This window comes from Anaerolineales bacterium, assembly GCA_016928575.1.
GTDB lineage: Bacteria > Chloroflexota > Anaerolineae > Anaerolineales > RBG-16-64-43 > JAFGKK01.
On the sequence record JAFGKK010000067.1, the window covers coordinates 1 to 22,207 of the forward strand.

Annotated in this window: 13 protein-coding genes and 1 riboswitch; of the genes, 9 read left to right on the forward strand and 4 right to left on the reverse strand. The window is 64.3% G+C overall.

Annotated elements, in window-relative coordinates:
- The first annotated feature begins 182 nt into the window (after window positions 1–182).
- From JW929_08845 to JW929_08870, 6 genes are all read left to right on the forward strand, one after another.
- A complete protein-coding gene (locus tag JW929_08845; protein MBN1439503.1) occupies window positions 183–1,403 on the forward strand; it encodes a carbohydrate kinase family protein in 1,221 nt (406 codons plus the stop codon).
- Between the two features lie 126 nt (window positions 1,404–1,529).
- Window positions 1,530–3,395 carry a glycoside hydrolase family 3 C-terminal domain-containing protein gene (locus tag JW929_08850; protein MBN1439504.1) on the forward strand — a complete coding sequence of 622 codons (1,866 nt, stop codon included), beginning with the start codon at window positions 1,530–1,532 and terminating at the stop codon, window positions 3,393–3,395.
- A gap of 34 nt (window positions 3,396–3,429) precedes the next feature.
- Window positions 3,430–5,997 (forward strand): hypothetical protein, encoded by a 2,568-nt coding sequence (locus JW929_08855; protein ID MBN1439505.1) that lies wholly within the window; start codon window positions 3,430–3,432, stop codon window positions 5,995–5,997.
- Entirely contained in the window at window positions 5,994–7,193 is a 1,200-nt protein-coding gene (locus tag JW929_08860; protein MBN1439506.1) for an endo-1,4-beta-xylanase, read from the forward strand. The genes JW929_08855 and JW929_08860 overlap by 4 nt, the downstream gene beginning before the upstream one ends.
- Before the next feature lie 145 nt (window positions 7,194–7,338).
- Window positions 7,339–8,937, forward strand: a complete 1,599-nt coding sequence (locus JW929_08865; GenBank protein MBN1439507.1) for a hypothetical protein — start codon at window positions 7,339–7,341, stop codon at window positions 8,935–8,937.
- An 86-nt stretch (window positions 8,938–9,023) separates the two neighbouring features.
- Window positions 9,024–9,335 carry a hypothetical protein gene (locus JW929_08870; GenBank protein ID MBN1439508.1) on the forward strand — a complete coding sequence of 104 codons (312 nt, stop codon included), beginning with the start codon at window positions 9,024–9,026 and terminating at the stop codon, window positions 9,333–9,335.
- A gap of 59 nt (window positions 9,336–9,394) precedes the next feature.
- On the opposite strand, the gene JW929_08875 is transcribed toward JW929_08870, so the two are convergent.
- Window positions 9,395–10,408 (reverse strand): flippase-like domain-containing protein, encoded by a 1,014-nt coding sequence (locus tag JW929_08875; protein MBN1439509.1) that lies wholly within the window; start codon window positions 10,406–10,408, stop codon window positions 9,395–9,397.
- A gap of 59 nt (window positions 10,409–10,467) precedes the next feature.
- On the opposite strand from JW929_08875, the gene rdgB reads away from it, so the two are divergent.
- On the forward strand, window positions 10,468–11,085 hold the full coding sequence (gene rdgB, locus JW929_08880) for an RdgB/HAM1 family non-canonical purine NTP pyrophosphatase (GenBank protein MBN1439510.1): 618 nt from the start codon (window positions 10,468–10,470) through the stop codon (window positions 11,083–11,085).
- Window positions 11,086–11,128: 43 nt separating this feature from the next.
- Here the strand turns inward: rdgB and JW929_08885 are convergent, their stop codons facing one another.
- Both JW929_08885 and JW929_08890 read right to left on the reverse strand, forming a co-directional pair.
- Window positions 11,129–11,764 (reverse strand): hypothetical protein, encoded by a 636-nt coding sequence (locus tag JW929_08885; protein MBN1439511.1) that lies wholly within the window; start codon window positions 11,762–11,764, stop codon window positions 11,129–11,131.
- A complete protein-coding gene (locus JW929_08890; GenBank protein MBN1439512.1) occupies window positions 11,764–13,500 on the reverse strand; it encodes a GAF domain-containing protein in 1,737 nt (578 codons plus the stop codon). Before JW929_08890 ends, JW929_08885 begins: the two co-directional genes overlap by 1 nt.
- Before the next feature lie 116 nt (window positions 13,501–13,616).
- On the opposite strand from JW929_08890, the gene smc reads away from it, so the two are divergent.
- Window positions 13,617–17,219 carry a chromosome segregation protein SMC gene (gene smc, locus JW929_08895; protein ID MBN1439513.1) on the forward strand — a complete coding sequence of 1,201 codons (3,603 nt, stop codon included), beginning with the start codon at window positions 13,617–13,619 and terminating at the stop codon, window positions 17,217–17,219.
- Between the two features lie 215 nt (window positions 17,220–17,434).
- Window positions 17,435–17,533, forward strand: a riboswitch (SAM riboswitch).
- 150 nt (window positions 17,534–17,683) lie between these two features.
- Window positions 17,684–18,607, forward strand: coding sequence for a homoserine O-succinyltransferase (metA, locus tag JW929_08900; GenBank protein MBN1439514.1), 924 nt, complete (start codon window positions 17,684–17,686; stop codon window positions 18,605–18,607).
- A gap of 302 nt (window positions 18,608–18,909) precedes the next feature.
- On the opposite strand, the gene JW929_08905 is transcribed toward metA, so the two are convergent.
- The gene (locus tag JW929_08905; protein ID MBN1439515.1) at window positions 18,910–22,158 is read right to left on the reverse strand and encodes a PAS domain S-box protein; all 3,249 of its coding nucleotides are present in this window, start codon (window positions 22,156–22,158) and stop codon (window positions 18,910–18,912) included.
- Window positions 22,159–22,207 lie beyond the last annotated feature (49 nt).

The window sequence follows — 22,207 nt, forward strand, 5'->3', positions numbered from 1 at the left end:
AACTCCGGAATGGGTGGCCGGATAACTCCGGAATCACCGGCCGGATAACTCCGAAACGGGCGGCCGGATTAGGCCGGAAAATGCACGGAAAAAAACCGGGCAAAATGTCTTTTTTGCTTGACACGCCTCTATGTAAGCGTTAACATACGCAAATTCCACGCTTATTCAAGGAGCTCCTGTAGATGAACAAGGATATCGACATCGTCGCCGCAGGCCATACCTGCCTGGACTTGATCCCCGCGTTCACCATCGACGGGACCGTCGACAAGCTGACCGACGTGCTCGTGCCCGGCAAGATGATCAACATGGGCGAGTGCGTGGTCGTGGGCGGGGGGCCGGTCACCAATGCGGGGGTATCGATCCGCCGGCTGGGTGTGAAGACCGAACTGATCGGCAAAGTGGGTGACGACGATTTCGGCAAGCAGATCCTGCAGTGGTACGAGGACAAGGAAGGCCACTTTGCGGGGATGAGCGTGGTCAAGGGCGAATCGACCTCCTACACCATCGCGATCTGCATCCCCGGAATCGACCGCTTCTACCTGCATCACACCGGCGCCAACGACACGTTCGGCTATGAAGACATGAACTGGACCATCGTCAACCGGGCCCGCTTGATGCTGTTCGGCTACCCGCCGTGGATGCGCAAGATCTACGAAAACACCGGCGCCGAGCTGACAAAGATCCTCAAGAAAACCCGCGAACTCGGAACCACCACCGCCCTCGACATGTCGATCCCCGACATGGAAAGCTACGCCGGGCGGCAGGATTGGTATGCCATCTGCAAGGCCTGGGTCCCGCTGACCGACATCATGGTCCCCAGCGCGGAAGAGCTGTTCTTCTTCCTATATAAGGACCAATTCCTGAAGAAGAAGGCCGCCCTCGGCCCGAAGGAAAGCGTGCTCGATCACCTGAGCGTGGCCGAAATCTCGCAAATGGGCAAGGACCTGCTGGACATGGGCACGGGGGTGGCGATGGTCAAATGCGGGGTCCGCGGCCTGTACGTCCGCACGGCGGGCAAGGAGCGGCTGGCCAAGTTCGGCGCGGCGGCCTGCGGCGACCTCGACAACTGGGCCGAGCGCGAGCTGTGGTTCCCGGTCTACGAGGAAGAGAAGTTCGTCGGCGCGCTGGGTTCGGGAGATTCGGCGATCGCCGGGTTCCTCTCCGCTTTCGTGCGCGGCCACACGATCGAATCCTGCCTGCGCTACGCCAACGCCGCCGGCAGCATGAACGTGACCGTCCCCGACGGCCTCTCGTGGAACAAGGGATTCGATGATCTGACCCGCCGGATCGAATCCGGTTGGAAGACCAAGCCGATGAAGATCGCGGAATCCGGCTGGAAGAAGGAGCGCGAGTTTTGGGCCGGGCCGAACGACCGCGGCAAGTGGGAAGCCGCAAAACCATAAGCGCCCTTCCGGAGACCCCGGCGTAGAAGGGCCGGAAGCCCGCTCCGCAAACCTCCCCGCCGGGAGGCGGGGGCGGCGCGGTCCGACGGCGTTTCGGCGAAGAAGCACAATTCCAGGAGGAAAGCGATGTCGAACGGACGGGAAGAATTCGTTTCCAAAAAGCTGGCCCAGATGAGCCTGGCGGAAAGGGTCGGGCAGCTGCTCACCTTCACTTGGCGCGGCGCCTACCTCACCCCCTCGGGGATCGAGCAGGTCACCAAGCTGAACGCCGGCGGCTTGTGCTTGGAGCCGTACGGCCTGGAAACCTGCAAAAACCTGTATTGGGGCCACTCGCAGGTGGACAAGACCTTTAAGAAGCCGAAGGACTACTTCGACATCGCCCACACCTACTTCGACGACCACAACTACGGCGTGTCCGTCACTCCGGAGGAGCTGACCGAGGCGCTGAACAACCTCCAGAAGATCGCCCTGGGCCGGCCCTCCGGCATCCCGCTCCACATCACCATCGACATGGAGGGGGATTTTAAAAACGACTACACCTCCGGCGGGATCCGGCAGTTCATCCCCCCAATGGGCCTCACCGCCATCGGCGACATCGACCTCGCCTACAAGCTGGCCAACGCCCTGGCGCGGCAGATGGCCGCGATCGGCGTGACCCAGTTTTACCACCCGGTGTGCGACATCAACATCAATCCGCTCAACCCGGAAATCGGCGTGCGTTCGTTCGGCGACGATCCGGAAGTCTGCGCCCGGTTCGTCGAAGCCACCGTCCGCGGGTACCAGGATGCCGGCGTCGTCGCCACCGCCAAGCACTTCCCCGGCCGCGGCGATTCGGCCACCGACGCCCACGACGTGCTCGACGTCTGCCGCGCGGACCTGGCGCGGATGAAAGCCGTCGAGCTGGTCACTTTCGCGGCCGCGATCCGAGCCGGGGCGAAGGCGGTGATGACGGCCCACACGATCTACCCGCCCTACGACAAGACCTACCCCTCGACCCTATCCCCGGCCATCCTCACCGACCTCCTGCGCCACGAACTCGGCTTCCAGGGCGTGATCGTCTCCGATGCGATCGGCATGGCCGCGATCCTCAAGAAGTGGCCGCTGCCCAAGGCCTGCGCGATGGCGATCAAGGCCGGGGTCGACACCATCCTGCTTAAAGCCGACGATGAATCCCGCTCGCAGTGCTTCTTCGGGATCAAATCCGCCGTGGAAAGCGGCGAGCTTTCGGAAGACCGCGTCAACGACGCGGTCCGCCGCCTGCTGTCGATGAAGTACGACCAGGGTCTGTTCGAGAAGGTCGGCCAGAACGACCCGGCCAAGACCACCGCCGTCGCCCGCGGCCGCGAGATCATCGACCTTTCGCGCGAGGCGGCGCACAAGGCGATGTTGATCGTGCGCGACGACAAGCATCTGCTGCCCCTTTCCAAAGAAAAGAAGATCCTCGTCATCGAGCAGTGCATCCCTTACCCGTTCCTGGGCAAGGACCTCTACAGCCATCCGCACATGTTTTGCGAGGCGATGACCAAGCACTCCACCAACCTGATCCTCGACGACACCGCCTTCCACGCCGACGAGGAGGAGGGCGAGGTGAAGGAAGCCCTCGAGCTGGCGAAGCAGACGGACTTGGTGGTGATGACCAACTACTACGCGCGCATCGAAAAGCGCGGCAACAATTCGCACTTGGTCAAGGCGCTGAAGAAGGCCGGGCACACGGTCGTCGTCGTGACCAATTCGCCCTACATTATGGGCACCACCCGCGAAGCCGACGCGGTGCTGTGCAACTTCAGCGGATCCCCCGATTCCATCCGCCTTTCGGCCGACATCCTCTTCGGAGCGATCCAACCGTATCCGACGACCAAGATGCCCGTCAAACTGCCGCCCGTGGCGCCGGAGCCTCCGGCCAGAAAATCCGCCGCCAAGAAACCGGCCGGCAAGAAGGCCTCGAAGAAGTCGGCGCCCAAGAAGGGTTTCGCCTTCGGCGGGAAGTGCTAGGGGGTATCCGGAGCCACCGACAAGGGAAACGCCGATGCCGAAATCCGCTGCCTTCCGAGTGAGCGACATCTTCACCATCACGGGCTCCAAAGCCGCCGCCGTCTACGAAAAGAACAAAATGACGGTGCACTTTCAGGGCATGTCGAAGACCCTGCAGTTTCCGCAGACGGTGGCCCTGCAGGGCGCCCCGACTTGTTCGGTCGGTATTTCCCCCTACGGCCTCTACAACCGCTTTAACGACGCGGGCCGGCTGATCCTGTTAAACCAGAAGGCGATCCAATTCGGATCCGCCCCGTTCGTCCGGATCGGCGAGAAGTTTTTCATGCTCACCCAGCTGCCGCCGCAGCGCGCCGAAGTCCCGGACGACATCCCCGCGGTCGAGAACTACTACCATCCCCCGGTAGCCGAAAGCGCGGTTTCCATCACCATCGCCCCGCCGTCGCTGGTCCTGGCGTACAAACTGGGCAAGGTCAAGGTCACCCGGACTCTGATCTCGCCCTTCCTTTCCGGCGGCGGGCAGACCCTGATGCCGCTCGGCGTGGAGGAGTATGAGGTCGCCAACGCCTCCGACAAGCCGCAGGAAATCACGCTCGTCGTCCCGCGCCCGTCGCTGGTCAACCTCCAGGAAAAGGAGCTGAAGCCGACCGACCAGGACAGCATCTACATCTGCTCGGCGCCGGTCCATGGCCACCGGCATGAGGAGATCCGCACCGCGGACGTGCAAGGCGTGGTGATGGGCAGCGCGGAAAGTCCGAACCGGATGGCGCTGGCGGTTCCGGGGGAGTTGCCAGACGTGGCGGTGGATGTCCAGCCCTACTTCTGCCTGAACCGGCTGGCGCAGGACCTGCTGTTGAACGACGACGGCAGCTTCTACGAAAAACGCGAACCGGTCCTGCGCAGCGACTACGGCGCGGCCGTCAGCCTGAGGTTCACGCTGGAGCCGAAGGAATCGCGGAGGATCCCGGTCGCGGTCGTGCTGGATTTTCCGGAACAGGTCTACATCGACGGGGTGAAATTCGAGCGCAAGTACGTGAAGAGCTTCCCGGAGGCCGAAGGGCGGACGGCCGCGATGGCCGCCCTCGCGTTGCGGGAATACCCCCGCTGGCGGGAGCGGACCGAGTCGCTGCAGAAGAAAGTCTGCGAATACCTCCTGGCCGGCCCCTCCTACAAGGGCGACCGGGCCGGAGCCCTGCGCCTCACCCGCCTGATGTTGAACGAGTTCCACTTCCCGCTTTCCAACGCCGCCGTCTGGGTGGAGGACGCGCGGCACGGCGAACGCGCCCGCTTCCTGGAATGCTTCGACTACTCCTACATCAACCCGTCGGACGTGGATTGGTATTCGATGGTGCTGCTGATGCTGTTCCCGCGGGTGGAAAAGGAGCTCTGCCAGAGCTTCATTGATTCGATCCTGGCCGAGGATCCCACCCCGCGCTTCTACCACTACCATTCCTCGTTCGTCGAGGCGCGCAAGCACTTCTTCGAGCACCCGGAGGAGTACGAGGGCGAATCGATGACCCAGATCCGCGGCCCGTTCAAGGTCAAGGGCAGCGTCGCGCACGATGTGGGCATGATGACCAAGGGCCACCCCTTGCGCAACGTCAGCGACTACTCCTGGTACAACAATAACTACTGGGTCGACCTCTTCCCCAAGCTGGCGATGCGCGTGATGCGCAACGTCAAGTTCACCGGCGATACCGAATTCCTGCGCCGGAATTGGGAGACGCTCAAGTTCGGGCTGGATTCCCTGCTCCAGCTGGATTTCGACGGCGACGGCGTGCCCGAGGGGTATCCGGACGAAGTCAAGAACACCTTCGACAACCTGGTGCTCTTCGGCGCCGACGCCTACGACGCCACCCACTTCCTGGCCGCCTGCCAGGTGATGATCCGGATGGCGGAGATGATGGACGACCGGGAAGCCAAGCAGTGGATTCAACGCGCCTTCGACAAGGCCCGCGAAAGCCTCGAGCTGTTGTGGCGGGATTCCAAAAACCGCAAAGGCGAACGGCTCCAGTACTACATCACCTGCTACGATCCGCAATCCGGAAAGACCAACACCGACGTATGGACCAACCAGCTCGACGCCCTGTGGTACCTGATCGCCATCGGCGAGGAGCCGGCCTTCATCCCCGAGGACCGGGTCCGCAAGATCCTGCGCACGATCTACCGCAACAACCGCACCTTCATGGGCTGGGCGATGACCCGCACCGAGAACGGCGGAAAGGTCGAATCCGAACAGGGGCAGGACGTCTACACCACCTCGAACTACGTGCTGGCCCAGCTGTTGGATTATTACGGAATGGTCCGGGAAAGCAAGGACGTCTACAAGCATATGGACCGGGTGGTGTTCGAATACGGCAATTCGCTGATCACCCCCGACAACCTGCGGGCCGAGTTGGAAAAAGAAGCCGGAGAGCCCAAACCCGGACCGCACTACATCGTCGCCGCCTATCCGCGCCCCGGCGCCGTCTGGACCCACTTGGTGCTGCAGCACGTCAAGCAGCAGCAGGCCAAGCGGAAAACCCGGACGGTCGATTCGCCGTCGTTGATTTCCTTCCTCGCGGATTTTTGGAACGGCCGCGCCGAACACACGGAGCAGGAATGACCGAGAAGAAAACCCCCCCGGCCGGCCTTCCCGCCGGCTTCTCCCCCGAAGCGGTCCAAAGCCGCATCCGCAAACTTCGCATGGGAAAAATCTCCGTCCAGACCAAACCGGGCGCCGAGGTTGCGGTGCGCCAGACCCGGCACGAGTTCCTGTTCGGTACGGCGGTCCCGGATTCGCTCGCCGAGAAGGCGCGCCCTTGCATGCGCCCGGCGGACCGCCGGCGGTACCTGGAAACCCTGGAGCGGAATTTCACCTTCGCGGTCCACGAAAACGCGCTCAAGTGGTACGACTGCGAAACGCGCCCGGGCAAGGTCGATTATTACCTGGCGGACCGGATCTGGGAGCTGTGCCACGAGCGCAACATCCCGATGCGCGGGCACTGTCTGTTCTGGGAAAAGGAAGAGCTGAACCTGCCATGGGTCCGGGAGCTGGGCAGCGACGAATTGCGGGCGGCGGTCGTCCGCCGCGCCCTGAGCGTCACGGGGCATTTCAAGGGCCGGATCCGCGAGTTCGACCTCAACAACGAAATGATCAACGGCGAGTTTTTCCAGCGCCGTTTCGGATACGGGATCATCAGCGAGATGGCCTGGATGGCCAAAGCCGGCAATCCGGAGGCCGTGCTGTACGTCAACGACTACGGCATTCTCTACGACCGCGGCTTCAACCTCGATTCCTACGTGATGCAGATCCGCAACCTGCTGGCCAACGGCGTGCCGATCGGCGGAATCGGGGTGCAGGGGCATTCCGCGGCCCTGCACCAGCCCGGCCTCTCAGAGGAGCACGTCCAGGACGCGCTCGACCGGCTCTCGGTGTTCGGCCTGCCGATCAAGATCACCGAATGCCTGTTCGACGTCGACGACGAGCAACACCAGGCTTCGGAACTGCGGAAGATCTTTCCGGTGTTCTTCGCCCACCCGAACGTCGAAGCCATCCTGATCTGGGGCTTCTGGGCGGGCGATCATTGGCGGCCTTGGTCCGCGCTGTGGCGCAAAGATTGGTCGATCACCCCGCAAGGGGAGGCGTTCCGCGACCTGGTGTACAACCAATGGTGGACCCAGGCATCGGGGAAGGCCGACCGCTCGGGGATGTTCCAAACCGAAGGCTTCTTCGGGGAGTATCAGATCACCTCGGAAGGCAAGACCCAAAAGGCCGCCCTGCGCAAAAAGGACAAAGCCCTCAAGGTCGCGTTCTCGTAAACGGGAACAACCGCCGGATCTGCACCGGCGCCAGCCGTCCTTACCAACTCCATTTCATAGAAAGGAAGCCCTCGTTTCATCCCGGCCTTCCGGCGGCGGGGGAACCCGTCCCGCCGCGCCGGGAAAGGGTGAGGGAAAAACCATCATGCTATCCCTGGGAATCGAATTCAGCACGCAGTCGGTGAAACTGATCGTCCTCGACCTCGAACGGAAGCAGGTCGCCTACACCGGCAAGTTCGACTACGATGCGACCTTCCCGCACTATAAGACGTCCGGCGGGATCCTGCCCGCCGCCTCACCGCAGATCCGCCACACCTCGCCCTACCTGATGATCGAGGCGCTCGATTTCCTGTTCCAGAAGCTCAAGAGCGACGGGGTGGATCTGGCGCAGATTAAAGCGGTCAAGGCCGACGGGATGCAGCACTGCACGCTGTATTTCGGCGCGGCGTTCGCGCGCGCACTGGGCGCGCTTCAGCCGGAAAAGAACCTGCTCGACCAATTGCAGGGTACCCTTTCCCGCAAGACGGCCCCGATCTGGGAAGACCGCAGCACCGGCGCGGAAGCCCGACTGCTGACGGATTTGTTGAAGGGTAAGGGCGGCGTGGAGAACCTGACCGGCAACCGTGCGGAACTGCGCTTCCCGGCTTCGCAGATCATGAAGTGGGCCAAGGAATCGCCGGAGGAATACAAGGCGACCGCCAACATCCTGCTTCTCAGCGCGTTCCTCACCTCGGTCCTGGCGGGGAAACTCGCGCCGGTGGATACCGGCGACGGCTGGGGGACGAACCTCAACGCGCTCGACATCGACCATCCGCAGTGGAACAAAACCGTCCTCGAGGCGATCGACGGCTACCTCAAGCCGCTCGGCTTGGACGGGCTCGCCCCGCGGATCGGCGGCATCGATCACTACGACGCGCCGGTTGGAAAGATCAGCTCGTATTTCGCCAAGAAATACGGCGTCCATCCCGACGCCGACGTGCTGGCCGGAACCGGCGACAACCCCGCCACCCTGCTCGGTTGCGGCGGGCAGATCGTCATCTCCCTCGGCTCGAGCTACACCGTCAACGGCGTGATGAAGAAGCCGGTCCCTTCGGCGACCGAGGAGTACAACGTCTTCGGCTACACCAAGGGCAACGCCATGGCGCTTTCCGTCATCACCAACGGCGGAAAACTGCACGAAGCCTTCCTGCGCAAGTACATCGTCCGCTCCGACGATAAGCCACTCAGCCGAGCGGATTGGGACGCCTACAGCAAGGCCGCCGGCGGGGCGGCGCTCTCGGCGGACGAAAAGCTGATGCTGCCGTACCTGTTCGACGAATCGGTTCCGCTGTGCAAGGCCGGGATCGTCCGCCAGGGCTTCGGCGAGGACGACGCGGCCGCCAACATCCGCGCGCTCTACGTCTCGCAGACCCTTTCGCTGAAGGCGCACTCGGGCCACCTGAGCAACATCGGCAGCTTCGCCATCGTCGCCGGCGGCTCCAAGGATCCGTTCTTCCGCCAGCTGATCACCGATTTGTTCGGCGCGGAGAGCTTCATCATCCAGAACTCCGACTACGCCGCGCCCCTCGGCTGTGCGATCAGCGCCGCCAAGCACGCGCTGAACGTCTCCTACGAGCAGGCGGCGGATATGTTCGTCGTCAAGGATAAAAACAGCTTCCTCAAGCCGATCAAGGAAAACGCCGCGGTCGTCGGCCGGCTCCTGGAACGCTACAAGATGCTGGAAGAAGAGCACGTAAATAAATAGCCCGAATTCGAGAATCTCATCACCGCAAGAGGAAAGCGCGAGAAAACACAAAAGGCACAGAAGGCGCATGGATTTATGCGCCTTCTGTGCCTTTTTCTGGCCGGTCGCTGGGCGAGGCGGGATTCGGCCGCATCGGCCGCAACGATTACTGCGCCGTTGAAGAAATCAAGGCGCCGTTTGTCTGCCGGGCGGGTTGGGCGGACAAGGCGGCGGCGCTTTTGCGCGGGCTGAATCCCTGCGAAGAACTGCCGTGCAAATCCGCGCCGGGGGATGTGAACGCGAAGTGCCGGATGGGTAGATTTTTTGCCGTACGCCATGGCAACCTGATGTTGGTCCCGGAAGCCGAGCCTTCCGCCATGCAGCTGCTATTGGATTTTCTAAAGGAAACGGTGGGGTAGGTATGGGCGTTGCAGACCTGTCAGGCCTGTGCCAAAACCTGACAGGTCTCGGACGGCGGTCAGTCCGCCTTCACTTCCGCCTGAATCTCTTTCACCGACAACCCCTCGCGCAGCCAAAAGAATCCCCCCAGCAGCGTGATCGGCAGCCACAGCGCGGCGTGCAGGACGACGGTGTAGGCCGAGGCGACGGCATGCTCCACCCCGTAGGCCTCCAGCACGGCGATCCCGGCCGCCTCGAAGGTCCCGATGTATCCGGGCGCGGAGGGGATGATCGTCACCAAATTGGCGATCCCGTTCATCAGCATCAGCGCGAAGAAGGAAACGCCGAAGGCGAAGGCGTGCATCAGGAACCAATACTTGCCGGTCTCGAACAGCCAGATCAGGATCGAGGTGAACAGGACCATCAACACGTCGCGCGGCGAGCGCAGGCTGCTTAATCCCTCCAGCAGTCGGTCGACAATCCCCTGCGCCTTCGGGCGGAAGCGGGCGGGAACGAAATGGGCGATCAGCCGGCCGGACGCCCGGGCCGTGACGGCCGGAAACATCGCCGCCAGGATGAACGCGACCAGCGCGCCGAAGAACAGCACCGTTCCGTAGAGGGCCAATTGCTCGATCGTCCCGGCCACCCCGGATCCTCCGGCGCCGAGCCGGGCCAGCTCGGGCAGGTTGACGAAGACGAACAGCATCATCACCACCGCGTCGAAGGTGCGCTCGATGAACACGATGGCGAAATTGGCGCTGAACGATACGCCCTCCTTCTGCCGGATCAGGTACGGGCGGATGAGCAGTTCGCCGGCGCGCCACGGAAAAATGTTGTTGCCCATGTAGGCAATGCACACAATCGGAAACAGCGTTCGGGTGGGAACCTTCTTGATCGGCCGCATCAGGTAATGGAGGCGCCAGGCGCGCACCGCTACGCCCATGAAATATACGGCGATGGCGGGGATCAACCAAAAGTATTGTGCGCCGCGGATGGAATCCCACAGTTCGGCCCAATTTTGTTGGCGGATGAGAAAATAATACAAGCAAACGATGCTGATCAGCAGGCCGACCCAGAATTGCCAGCGCTTCATCGGGTCCTCTTCGCGGTAGAATGTGGTTTGAATTCTACCATCGGAGGAGGATGGAGAACATGACCGGAAAGCCCCGCTTGCTGATCGCCACCGCCAATCCCGGCAAGCAGCGCGAATACCGCGCCCTGTTGCGCGAAGCGACGGCCGAGATCGTCTTTCCGAACGACCTTGGAATGACGCTTGAGGTGGACGAGGACGGCGCGACGTTCGGCGAGAACGCAGCCAAGAAGGCCGTCGCCTTCGCGCGCGCGGCCGGGCTTCCCGCCGCGGCGGACGATTCCGGACTGGAGGTGGATGCGCTCGGAGGCGCGCCGGGCGTGCTCTCCGCGCGCTGGGCGGGCGCGGAGGCCGACGACGCGCGCCGCCGGGCGCACCTGCTGGAGCAATTGAAAGGCGTCCCCGCGCCGCGCCGGGCCCGCTTCGTGTGCGTGATCGCGGTCGCCTCTCCCGCCGGCGCGGTGGAATTCGCCGAGGGCGAGTGCCACGGGGAGATCGCCTGCGCCGAGCGCGGAACGAACGGCTTCGGCTACGATCCGGTGTTTCGGCCGGCGGGGCGCGCGGCGACGATGGCGGAGATCTCCGCCGAAGAAAAAAACGAAATCAGCCACCGGGCCCGCGCCGTGCGGGCGGCGATTCCGATCATTCGACGAATGCTGGAAAAAGGCCGGAAGAAGTAGACCGGATGGACAGGATCTCGCAGGAGTGGGCAGCCGTCCGCCCTTACTGTTTTCTGATGCGGGCGGCGGTTCCCGCAACGCGCGAACAGATATCGGGTTGGGACGCGACGACCGCGGTCAGATAAAACAACATCGCCAGGAAAAAATTGTGCGTCAGGAGGAACAGCACCGCCGAACAGCCGGCGTGGGCCAGGAACAACAATCCGATTGAATCGAACACTGGGCCGCCCTCGAGCTTGCGAACGAAGGCGAACTCCGCGCCCGCCGCGGTCAGCGCCGCCGCGACCGCGAGCGGCAGGTGCGCCACGAGCGGCCAAGCCGCGGCGCGGTACAAGGTCCATCGCGCCTCGTCGCCGACCACTCCCCACCCCAATCCGTACTTAAGCCGGTTCGAAATCCGTCCCAACAAGATACCAAGCAAAATCGCGGCGGCGGCCCCAAGGATCCACTCCGCCGGAGTGTGGCCGGTTATCCCGTAATCCCTGGTGGAAATCCATCCCAACAGCAGGCCGAGGTAGGCCGGACCGATGTTGCAGATCCACGGCGCCCAGGCAGGCAACCACGGCGCCCGCGCCGCGGCGGCGGAGAAGAACCGCGGCGGGAACAGGCGCAGGGCGGGCGGAAGGATCCACGCCGCCAGGGCGAGGATCAGGCCGGGAACAAACGGGGTGACGGCCATCAGGCTTTGGGAGCGGAGGGCTCGGCGGATGCGAGGAGTTGCAGGGGCACCCGGACCTGGACCCGGGTTCCCTTGCCCGGGGCGGAGAGGATCTGCAGGTTGCCGCCGGCCAGCTCGGCCCGCTCGCGCAGGTTGACCAGGCCCAAGCTGCTGCGCTCGGTGTAGTGTTTTTCCACTTCGGCGAGGTCGAAGCCGACCCCGTCGTCGGCCACTTCGAGGAAGAGAACGTCGACCTCTTTGTGCATGCGGATCCAGATATGGGCGGCTTTGGCGTGCTTGCGCGCGTTGCCAATCGCTTCGTCGACCAGGTTGAACAGGACGCCCTGGCGGTTGATATCCAGCTTGTCGGCGGCGTCGGGCTCCAAGTCGAGGAGGATCTCCTGGTTGAAGGTATCGCGCGTTTTTTCCGCGAGTTGGCGGAGTGCGGTGGCCAGGCCCTGGGTCTCGAGGACCAGCGGGCGGAGGGTGAAGAGCATATGGCGCATTTCTTTGGTCGCCCGCCGGGCGAGCTCCTCGATCTCGAACAGCTCCTCGCTGGTGGTCTCCGGGCGGCGCTGCAGCAGCCGCCGGGCGTAATTCACCCGCATGGCGATCGCGGCCGTGGCCTGGATCGGCCCGTCGTGCAGGTCGCTGGCCAGCTTCTTTCGCGCCTGCTCCTCCACTTCCACCAGCCGGTCGCGCTCTTCGCGCAAAGCGGTGAAGAGCTCCGCATTGCGCAGCGACGAGGCGGTCTGTTTGGTCATCCCTTCCACCAGTTCGAGGAAATCGCCTTCGATGAAGCGCGGATCCGGATGGGCGAAGAGCAAAGCGCCGCGCACCTCGTCCTCCACCACCATCGGCAGGAGGATGCCGGAGCGGCAGGCGTGCAGCGTAACCACCTGCGAAAGCTCCGGGTCCTCTTCCGGCGAATCCGCGCGGGTGGGCATGCGCGACCGCAGAATGCGCGACAGCGCCCCGGCGTCGCCGGGGAAGGTGGCGCGCAAGTCGGCGCGGGTCAATCGGCGGGCGGTGGCGGTGAAAAATTCGTTCTGGTCGCGCAGCAGGGCCATGCTGATCAGGCGGCCGGTGCTGCCCTTTTCGCCGCTGCCCTCGGTTGCCAGGTCGAGCGCCGTGTCGAGGATGCGCAGCGGCTCCAGGCTGCCGGTGATCGCGCTGGCCATCCGGTAGACCGAGCGGTTCATCGTCTTCAGGCGGTCGAGCTCCTGGTTGAATTCTTCGTCGCGTTTGCGGCGCGCCAGCATCAGCCGGTAATCCAGCCGCTGGGCGAGATTCCCCGCTCCGCCGGCGATGATCATCAGCGGAACGCTCCACACCAGCGCGAAGACCGCGGGGGTGATGTTTTCCGGGGACAATTGGAGGAAGACCTGGGCGGCGGCCATGAAACACCCGGTCAGCACGCCCCAGATCGAGCCGAAGAAGATCGAAAACGTCGCCGCCGGCAGCAAGCCGATCCAGAAGACCGCGCCGGCTCCGCCGCCCGCCCGCAGGTACACGGGCAGGATCAAGAGCGCGTCGAGCAGGGCGATCCCGATCCACGAAAGGCGCGGCAGGCGCAGGTTGATGTAGCTGCTGATGCTGAGGACGACCTGGAGGACGAAGAGGAAGATCAGCGCGAGAAACGACTCGGGGGGCAGGGGGCCGCCGATCGGCGCGAGGATCGCCGTTGCAAGCAGCATTGCCCAGCGCAGGGTGATGGTGGTGCGTTCCAGCGATTCCGAAGCCTCGGGCAACCTCATGGAACAATCATATCCTCTCTCCGCGGCTTTGCCAACCCTGACCCACCTCGCGGCGGGTTGTGCTATAATCCGGTTTGCCCCGCCCGGAGAAGGACGGGGCATCTTGCGCCGTCCCCATGTCTCATCTGAAATCGCTCGAACTCCACGGATACAAGACGTTCGCTTCGAAGACCCGCTTTGAGTTCGCGGAAGGCATCACCGCGATCGTCGGGCCGAACGGAAGCGGAAAATCCAACATCGCCGACGCCATCCGCTGGGTGCTCGGGGAGCAGGCCTACACCCTTCTGCGCGGGAAGAAAACCGAGGACATGATCTTCTCCGGAAGCGAACAGCGGCCGCGGGCGGGCATGGCTTCCGCGCTGATCGCCTTCGACAACGCCGACGGCGGCCTGCCGATCGAATTCAGCGAAGTCACCGTCGGCCGCAGCGCCTACCGCGACGGATCGAACGAATATTTCCTCAACGACGCGCGCGTGCGCCTGAAGGACATCGACGAACTGCTGGCGCGCTGCGGCCTTTCCGAGCGCACCTACACGATCATCGGCCAGGGGCTGGTGGACAGCGCGCTGTCCTTGAAGCCGGAGGAGCGCCGGCGGCTGTTCGAGGAGGCGGCGGGCATCGGCTTGTTCCGCACCCGGCGCGAAGAATCTCTGCGCCGGCTGGAAACCACCAAGCGCAACCTGGAGCGGGTGCTCGACATTCTGGCCGAGCTTCAGCCGCGGGTGGAAAGCCTGCGCCGCCAGGCCAAGCGCGCCTCGGAATACGAAACCGTCCGCGGCGAACTGAAGGACGTTCTGTTGCAATGGCACGGCTACCACTGGCGGATCGCCCAGGAGGAATTGGGCGCGGCGCGCACCACGGCCGAAACGGCCGAGAAGGCGCTGGCCGCCTTGCAGGAGGCGCAGGAACAAAGCGACGGCCGGTTCGCCTCCGTGCGCACCACGCTCGGCGCCCTGCGCGCGCAATTGAACTCCTGGCACCGGCAGGCGTCGGAACAGCACCGCTCGCGCGAAACCCTCAGCCGCGAATTGGCGGTGAACGAGGAGCGCCTGCGACTGCTCGAGCGTTCGCAGGCGGAGGCCGCCGCGGCCCTGACCGCGGCCGAGGCGGAAGCCGCCGCGCTGGAGGAGCGGGCGGCGGAACACGGCCGCGAACTCGAACGGATCCAAGCCGAGCGGGAGGAGATCCGCGCGCAATTGGAGCGGGCGGAATCGGCCCGGCAGAACCTGGAGGCCGAGCGCCGCGCCCAACGCGAACGCCGTACGGCCCGGCAGGCGGAACTCCAGGAGTTGGAAGCCGAGCTGATGCGCAGCGACGCGCGCGCCGCCCAATGTTCCCTGCGGCGCGGCGAGTTGGTCCAACGCGAGGAAGCGGTTATGGAGAGCCGCCGCACGGCGGCCGCCGAGGCCGAAGCCCACGCCGCCAAAGCCGCGGAGTGCGAACAATCTTGGGAGCGCGGAAAAGAAGCCCTGGAAGCGGCCCGATCGGACCAAGACCGGGCGCAGGAAGCCGCGGGCGCCCTGAAAGCCGCCGTCGAGGACGCGCGGCAGGCATTCTCCCGGAAGCGCGAGGAGGAAATCCGCTTGCGCGCCCGTTCCGACGTGCTGGCTCAGGCGGAAAAAGAACTGCTCGGATACGGGGGCGGATTGCGGCACCTGGTCGGAGCCTCGCAACAGGGCGCGCTTCGCGGGGTGCTTGGGGCGTTCGCCGCCCAACTCGAAGTGAAGGCCGAACATGAAGCCGCAATCGCGGCCGCCCTCGGCGAATTCCAGGATTCGGTTCTGCTCCAGGAGACGGATTCCCTCGAGGCGGCGCTCGAATCCCTGGCGGCCGCCGCCGCCGGCCGGACCGGTCTGCTCGCCCTTCCCGTATTGATTCCGCCGGAGCCGGTGCCCCTGCCCGCGGCATCGGATCTGGTCGGGCGGGCCAGCGAATTGGTGAAAGCATCGGCCGCGCTCCGCCCGGCCTTGGATGCCGTGCTGGGAAACGTGGCGGTGGTGCGGAGCCGGGCGGCGGCGCGCAGCTTGGCGGCCGGCCTGCCTCCGCAAGCCAAGGTGGTGACCCTTTCCGGCGAAGTGTTCCATCCCGCCGGCCCGGTGGTGGCCGGGCGGGGCGAGGGTTCGTCGGCCCTTTCCCGGAGCAGGGAGATCCGCGAGCTTTCGCATGCCCTGCGGTCGGCGCAGGAAGCGGCGGCCCGCGTTGAAGCCGGGCTTGCCGAATCCGAAAACAAACATCGGGAAGCGGTCGCGCGCGCGGAGGAATGCGCCCGGCTGCTTGCGGAGAGGCAACAGGCCGAACAAGAATTGCGCCGGCTTTTGGAGGAGGCGCACAAGGCGCAGGCGGCCAAAACGGAGGAGCTCCGTTGGCAGGAGGTCCGCCGGCAGGAGATCGAAGGCGAGCGTACGGCGGTGGCCGAGGAGGAAACCCGCTTGGCCGCGGAAATGGAAGCGCTGCGGGCGAAGATCGAGGCCGTGCGCGCGGAATGCCGTGCGATGGCGGAGGCGCCGGAACCCGAGGAAGCGGCCGAAGCGGGCAGCGACATTTCCCACTACCAGACCCGGCTGGCGCTGACCGGTCAGGCCCTGCAGGGCGTGGAAGCCCGGCGGTCCGACGCGCAGGAAACCCTCGAGCGGGCCCGCCGAGCCGTCGAGGACCGGCGCGGCCGCACCCAATCGCTTCGGGAGGAGCAAGCTGCGCTGGAGGAGGCGATCCGCGGCCTGCGCGAGGAAGAAACGCGGTTGTCGGACTCGATCCGCGAAACCCAGCAGCAAATCGAGCCGGCCGAAAAACAATTGGCCGAAGCCGAAGCCGAGCAGGGGGCGCTCGAGGAAAGCGAAGCCGAAAGCCGCCAGCGCCTGCATTCCGCCGAGCGGCAGTACACCCAGGCGCAGGTGGAGCTGGCCCGGCGCCAGGAGGAACTCGAAGGCCTGCGCCGCCGGATCGAAGACGACTTCGGCTTGGTGGAGTTCGAATACGCGAGCGAGGTGACCGGCCCCAATCCGCTCCCCCTGGCGGACCTGGTGGAACGGCTGCCGCACGTCCCCGAGCTTACCCCGGAAGTCGAGGATCTGGTCAACCGCCGCCGAAGCCAGGTGCGGCGGATGGGCGCGATCAATCCGGAGGCGATCCGCGAGTATGCGGAGGTGAAGGAGCGCTTTGAGTTTCTGAATGCGCAGGTCCAGGACCTGCAGAAGGCCGAAACCCAATTGCGGGAGGTGATCGCCGAGCTGGATACGATGATGCGCGAAGCCTTCCAGCGCACCTTCGCCGCCGTGGCCGAGGAATTCCCGAAAATTTTCGTCCGCCTGTTCGGCGGCGGATCCGCCAAGCTGGCGTTAACCGAGACGGCCGACGGCGTGGGCGAAGGCATCGAAATCACCGCCAAGCTTCCCGGAAAGCGTTCGCAGGGTCTGGCGCTGCTTTCGGGGGGCGAACGCAGCCTCACCGCCGTCGCGCTGGTCTTCTCCCTGTTGAAGGTCGCCCCGACCCCCTTCTGCGTGCTCGATGAAGTGGACGCCATGCTCGACGAATCCAACGTCGGGCGGTTCCGCGAACTGCTCCTGGAGCTCAGCCGCCAAACCCAATTCGTGATCGTCACCCACAACCGCAACACCGTCCAGGCGGCTCAGGTGATCTACGGCGTATCGATGGGATCGGATTCGGCGTCGCAGGTGATCAGCCTGAAGCTGGACGAGTTTGCCGCGCAAGCCGCCGAGTAGACGACGGGCTTTCGGCGGCATTCCCGGGATTTTATTGCCGCATAACGCACAACAGGCGCACACAGGGGATGGCGATGTACGCTGTTCACGTCTTCTGAGGCGAAACCGAGGTCGTCGAAAAGACACATGCGGACGCGGATCACAGGGCGTTCACTTGACACGGTTTCCAGGCGGTAGTATAAACTCGGCCATTCACAAACCGATAAGCGCGCATGCTCTTATCCAGAGAGGCGGAGGGACCGGCCCGACGAAGCCTCGGCAACCTGGCAGACGCCAAGGTGCCAATTCCGGCAGATGTTTCTGGAAGATGAGAGGCTAAAGGACGCTACGTCTATTCGCCCCTTCTCAACCGGAAGGGGCTTTTTTCCGCGCGGCGCCGCCGCAAAGACCGGATCGCTGGATGGCCGGCCCGCCGGCCGCACCATGCGGCTCCGCGGAATGATGCAACGCACTTTGGAGGCATGATGCCCGTTTGCATTCCGGAATCCCTTCCCGCCCGAACCACCCTGGAGAGCGAAAACATCTTCGTCATGGGGGAGGATCGCGCCCGCCACCAGGATATCCGCCCGCTGCGCGTGGCCATGCTGAACCTGATGCCGACCAAAATCGTCACCGAAACGCAGTTCCTGCGCCTGCTGGGCAACTCCCCGCTCCAGGTGGAGATCACCCTACTGCACACGGCCACCCACCGCGCCAAAAACGTCCCCGCGGAGCATCTGATCAACCACTACAAATCCTTCGCCCAGGTGCGGCGCCGCAAGTTCGACGCCCTGCTGGTGACCGGCGCGCCGGTGGAGGATCTCGCGTTTGAGGATGTGGACTACTGGCCGGAGCTGACCGAACTCATGGACTGGGCGGAGACGAACGTGTTCACCTCGCTCTACATTTGCTGGGGTGCGCAGGCCGCGCTGTATCATTTTTTCGGCGTCCCCAAATATCCGCTGCCCGAGAAAATGTTCGGGGTCTTCCCGCACCGCAACCTCGAACCGAAGCACGAATTGATGCGCGGGTTCGACGACGAGTTCCTGGCCCCGCATTCCCGCCACACGGAAATCCGGCGGGCGGATATCGAGAAGGTGCCGGAACTGCTCCTCCTGGCCGAATCCGAAGCGGCCGGGCTTCACATCCTTGCAACGCGCGACGGGCGCAAAACCTTCGTCACCGGACACGCGGAGTACGACGCCCTCACTCTGAAGCAGGAATACGAGCGCGACCTCGTTAAGGGTCTGCCGGTCCGCGTTCCAGTGAATTACTTTCCGGACGACGATCCTTCGCGGCCGCCCGTAGTCCGCTGGCGGAGCCATGCGGCGATGTTTTTCGCGAACTGGCTGAACTACCACGTGTACGAAAATACGCCGTACGACTTGCGCCGATTGCCGGGCGGCTGACCGGCGGGCTGGACCGGACTTCGCGATCTGAATCCGGTCTTGCGAAGACCGGCTGCCGCCGAACTGCCGCCCGTCCGCCCCCCGCTTGCCCCTTCGGGGTGAACCGCCGTTGGGGTTTGGCCGAGCGGGCCATCGTCATCAACTTTTTCGAAACGATCCGCCGCGGACCGGAAAAAACCGTCGCGCCGTTTGGTTTGCCCGAGGCCGGGTGCGGAAACCGCGGTTCTTTCCGCGCCCTGCGGATTCGTCATCGGTCCGGCGCGCCGCTCGGGTGCGGGATATCCCACTCTCCCGCCTTCGCTTCAGCTTTCCGGACTGTTCCCGTCGGGCGGCGGTTTGTCTGCTATCGCCCGGTCTTTCGGCAGGGTGAAGGAGAATGCCGCGCCTTTGTCCTCCTCCCCCTCGGCCCACACCCGGCCGCCGTGACGGTGAACGATCCGCTGGACGATCGCCAATCCGACCCCGGTTCCTTCGAACTCCGCGGAATTGTGCAGGCGCTGGAAGACGCCGAAGAGCCGGTCGGCGTAGTGCATGTCGAATCCGGCGCCGTTGTCGCGGACGGAAAACACGTCCTCCTCCGGCGTGCTTCGGCATTCCACTTCGATCCGCGCTTGCTCCCGTCGGGCGCTGAACTTCACCGCATTGGAAATCAGGTTGACCCAGACTTGGCGGAGGAGGGTCGGATCGGCCGACGCCTTGGGCAACGGCCCCAGGCGGAAGTCGATCCGTGCCCGGCTTTCCGGAGTCGTCAATTCCTGGAACACCGATTGGACCATGGAGGAGAGGTCGGTGGGGATGCGCCGCATCTCGGTTTGGTTCAGGCGGGAGAGCGCCAGCAAATCGTCGATCAACTCATGCATGTGGCGGGTGTTGCGCCGGATGACGGAGCACAACCGGCGGGCGTCTTCGTTCAGAGTCTTTCCGTAGTCCTCCGCCAAGGCACGGGTGAAACCGTCGATGGCGCGCAGCGGGGCGCGCAAGTCGTGGGAGACCGAGAAGCTGAAGGCTTCCAGCTCCTTGTTGGCGGCCTCCAGCTGGGCGGTCCGCTGGAGGACCCGCTGTTCGAGTTCGGCGTTCAGCGAGCGGATTTCCTCCTCGGCCTGCTTGCGGTCGGTGATGTCTTCGTAGGTGCCGAGGACTCCGACGATGCTGCCGTCAAGGTTGTGGAGCGGCACCTTGCTCGTCCGCAGCCAAATCCGCCTGCCGTCCGCCTGGGTTTGCTGCTCCTCGTACCCCAATTTCTCCCGTCCGGTCTCGATCACGGTCCGGTCGTCCGCCCGATACCTGTCCGCCTGTTCCACCCAGCCCATTTGAAAATCGTCCCGCCCCAAGAGCTCAGAGGGCGAGGCGAATCCGGCGTCCCGGGCGAAGGGCTTGTTGCATCCCAGGTAGCGGGAATCCTTGTCCTTCCAGAAGACCCGCACCGGGATGGTGTCGAGGATCATTTCCAGCATTCGGCGGGATTCCCGCAGCGCCTCTTCCGTCCGCCGGCGTAGGCTGATATCGCGGATGGCGGAAAGGTGCACCGGTTCGCCGTGCCAGGAGAAATACCGGCTGGTGATCTCCACCGGAAACACCGAGCTGTCCTTGCGGCGGTGGAGGCGGATCGGCACGGTGATGACGCTTTCCGGAGACAGCGGCGTGGTTTGGGTCAGCTTGCGGGTTTTTTCGGGTTCGGCGGAGAGGTCGGTGTTTTTCATCGTCCGCAATTCTTCCCGGCTGTATCCGTACAGCGCGGAGCAGGCGTTGTTGGCCTCCAGGATCCGCCCGCTCTTGTTCTCCACCAGGATGATCGCGTCGGATTCGGCTTCGAACAGATGGCGGTACCGATCTTCGCTTTCCCGCAGGGCCGACTCGCTGCGCAGACGGCCGACGGCGTTGCCGATCTGGGCGACCGTGGTCTCAAGAATTTCGCGCAGGGAGGGGGTTATTTCCGCCATGGATGCGGAGACGAGGTTGAGGCAGCCGATGACTCGGGTTTCGTGCCGGATCGGAATCCCGATCATGATCCGGAAGTTCTTGTAGATATCCGGGGCCGTGGGCATGCGCGCCTTCAAGGTTTGGCCGTCGGCGTAGATCGGTTGGCCTTCCATCATCCAGCGCGCTTCCGGCCGGTCGGGTTCCAACCTCCGGACGACTGCGAGCATCTCGGGGGGAATTCCTCTGTGGACCGCCAAGTCCATCGCTCCGCTGCGCGGATCCACCACATAAATGCCGCCGGCCTCGATCCCCGTTACCCGCATCGCCGTCTCGAGGCACAGGCGCAGGCCCTGCTCCATGTCGATCGTCGCGTTCAGGGCCACAGCGAGATCGTGCTGGGCGCGAATCTGGAGTTCGGCTTCCTTGCGTTCGGTGATGTCCTGAACCAAGCCGTCATAACTCAACAACCGGCCTTCCGCATCGCGGTGCAGGACCGGCGTGTTGCGCACCCAGCGGCGGATCCCGTCCTTGCGCCGGATCCGGTGTTCGATCACCGGCGCCTCCCGTCCGGATAGAATCCGGCGCACCTGGTCCTCCACCAGCGGTCGGTCCTGCGGGTCGATCATCCGGATCCATAAACCCGGATCGTGGTTTAATTCCTCCGGCGCATAGCCCGTCACCGCCGAACAACGCCGGCCGTGAAACGTTTCCACGGCTTTTCCGCCGTCGATCCGGACATGGTAAATATAGTCGGTGATGGTCCGGATCAGCCGGCGGTAGCGGGCCTCGCTTTCCTCCAGCGCCTGATCCGCCAGTTTGTGTTCGGTGATATCCTCAAAGGTCCCCAGAATTCCGCGGCTGCCGCCGGCCGGGCTGGGCAGGGGGATTTTGCTCGTGCGCAGCCAGCGTGTGCGGCCGTCGGATTGGACGACCGGCTCCTCGTAGAGCAGTTTGGCATTTCCGCTTTTCAGCACCTCGCGGTCGTCCGCGCGGACCAGGTCCGCTTGGGATTTTGGGAGAAAACAATAATCGTCGCATCCGACGATTTCCGCGGCGGAGGAACACCCCGTGGTCTGGACGAAAGCCCGGTTGCAACCGCAGTAGGTTAACTTGGCGTCTTTCCAGAAAACGCGGACGGGGATGGCGTCGAGGATGGTTGCGAGCATCTGGCGGGATTCCCGCAGTGCGTCCTCCGCCTGCTTGCGGTCGGTCATGTCGCGGGCCGAGGCGAAGACAAATTTTCCGGCGCGGTAGGCTTTCCACTCCAGCCAGCGGCAGCTTCCGTCCCGCAGGAGGATCCGGTTGACCACCGCCGGGACTTCCCGTTCGGCCACCGCCTCCCGGTAGGAGGCCAGGGTGTGCGCCCGGTCGTCGGGATGGAAGAAGTCCAGGAAATATTTTCCGGCCATTTCCACCGGAGACCGGCCGATCAGCGCCTCCAGTTCCGGGTTGGTTTTCAGAATGTATCCATCGGGGTCGAGGATGCACAAAAGGTCGAGCGGTGCGTTGAAATACGCGCTGAGGTCCCGGGGAAGAACTCCCCGGCTCGACCGACGGCGCGGAGCGGACGGAGGCTTCTTCTTGCGCGGCGAGGGGAGGCGGTTCCGGGGGGACGGCTTGCGGGTCTTCATGGCGGCCTCCGCGGTAAAGGAAATGGGATGCCGAGGATCGCGCGGGATT

Coding starts and splice junctions, on each gene's coding strand:
- JW929_08845 (MBN1439503.1), top strand. CDS start 183: ATGAACAAGGATATCGACATCGTCGCCGCAGGCCATACCTGCCTGGAC.
- JW929_08850 (MBN1439504.1), top strand. CDS start 1,530: ATGTCGAACGGACGGGAAGAATTCGTTTCCAAAAAGCTGGCCCAGATG.
- JW929_08855 (MBN1439505.1), top strand. CDS start 3,430: ATGCCGAAATCCGCTGCCTTCCGAGTGAGCGACATCTTCACCATCACG.
- JW929_08860 (MBN1439506.1), top strand. CDS start 5,994: ATGACCGAGAAGAAAACCCCCCCGGCCGGCCTTCCCGCCGGCTTCTCC.
- JW929_08865 (MBN1439507.1), top strand. CDS start 7,339: ATGCTATCCCTGGGAATCGAATTCAGCACGCAGTCGGTGAAACTGATC.
- JW929_08875 (MBN1439509.1), bottom strand. CDS start 10,408: ATGAAGCGCTGGCAATTCTGGGTCGGCCTGCTGATCAGCATCGTTTGC.
- rdgB (MBN1439510.1), top strand. CDS start 10,468: ATGACCGGAAAGCCCCGCTTGCTGATCGCCACCGCCAATCCCGGCAAG.
- JW929_08885 (MBN1439511.1), bottom strand. CDS start 11,764: ATGGCCGTCACCCCGTTTGTTCCCGGCCTGATCCTCGCCCTGGCGGCG.
- JW929_08890 (MBN1439512.1), bottom strand. CDS start 13,500: ATGAGGTTGCCCGAGGCTTCGGAATCGCTGGAACGCACCACCATCACC.
- smc (MBN1439513.1), top strand. CDS start 13,617: ATGTCTCATCTGAAATCGCTCGAACTCCACGGATACAAGACGTTCGCT.
- metA (MBN1439514.1), top strand. CDS start 17,684: ATGCCCGTTTGCATTCCGGAATCCCTTCCCGCCCGAACCACCCTGGAG.
- JW929_08905 (MBN1439515.1), bottom strand. CDS start 22,158: ATGAAGACCCGCAAGCCGTCCCCCCGGAACCGCCTCCCCTCGCCGCGC.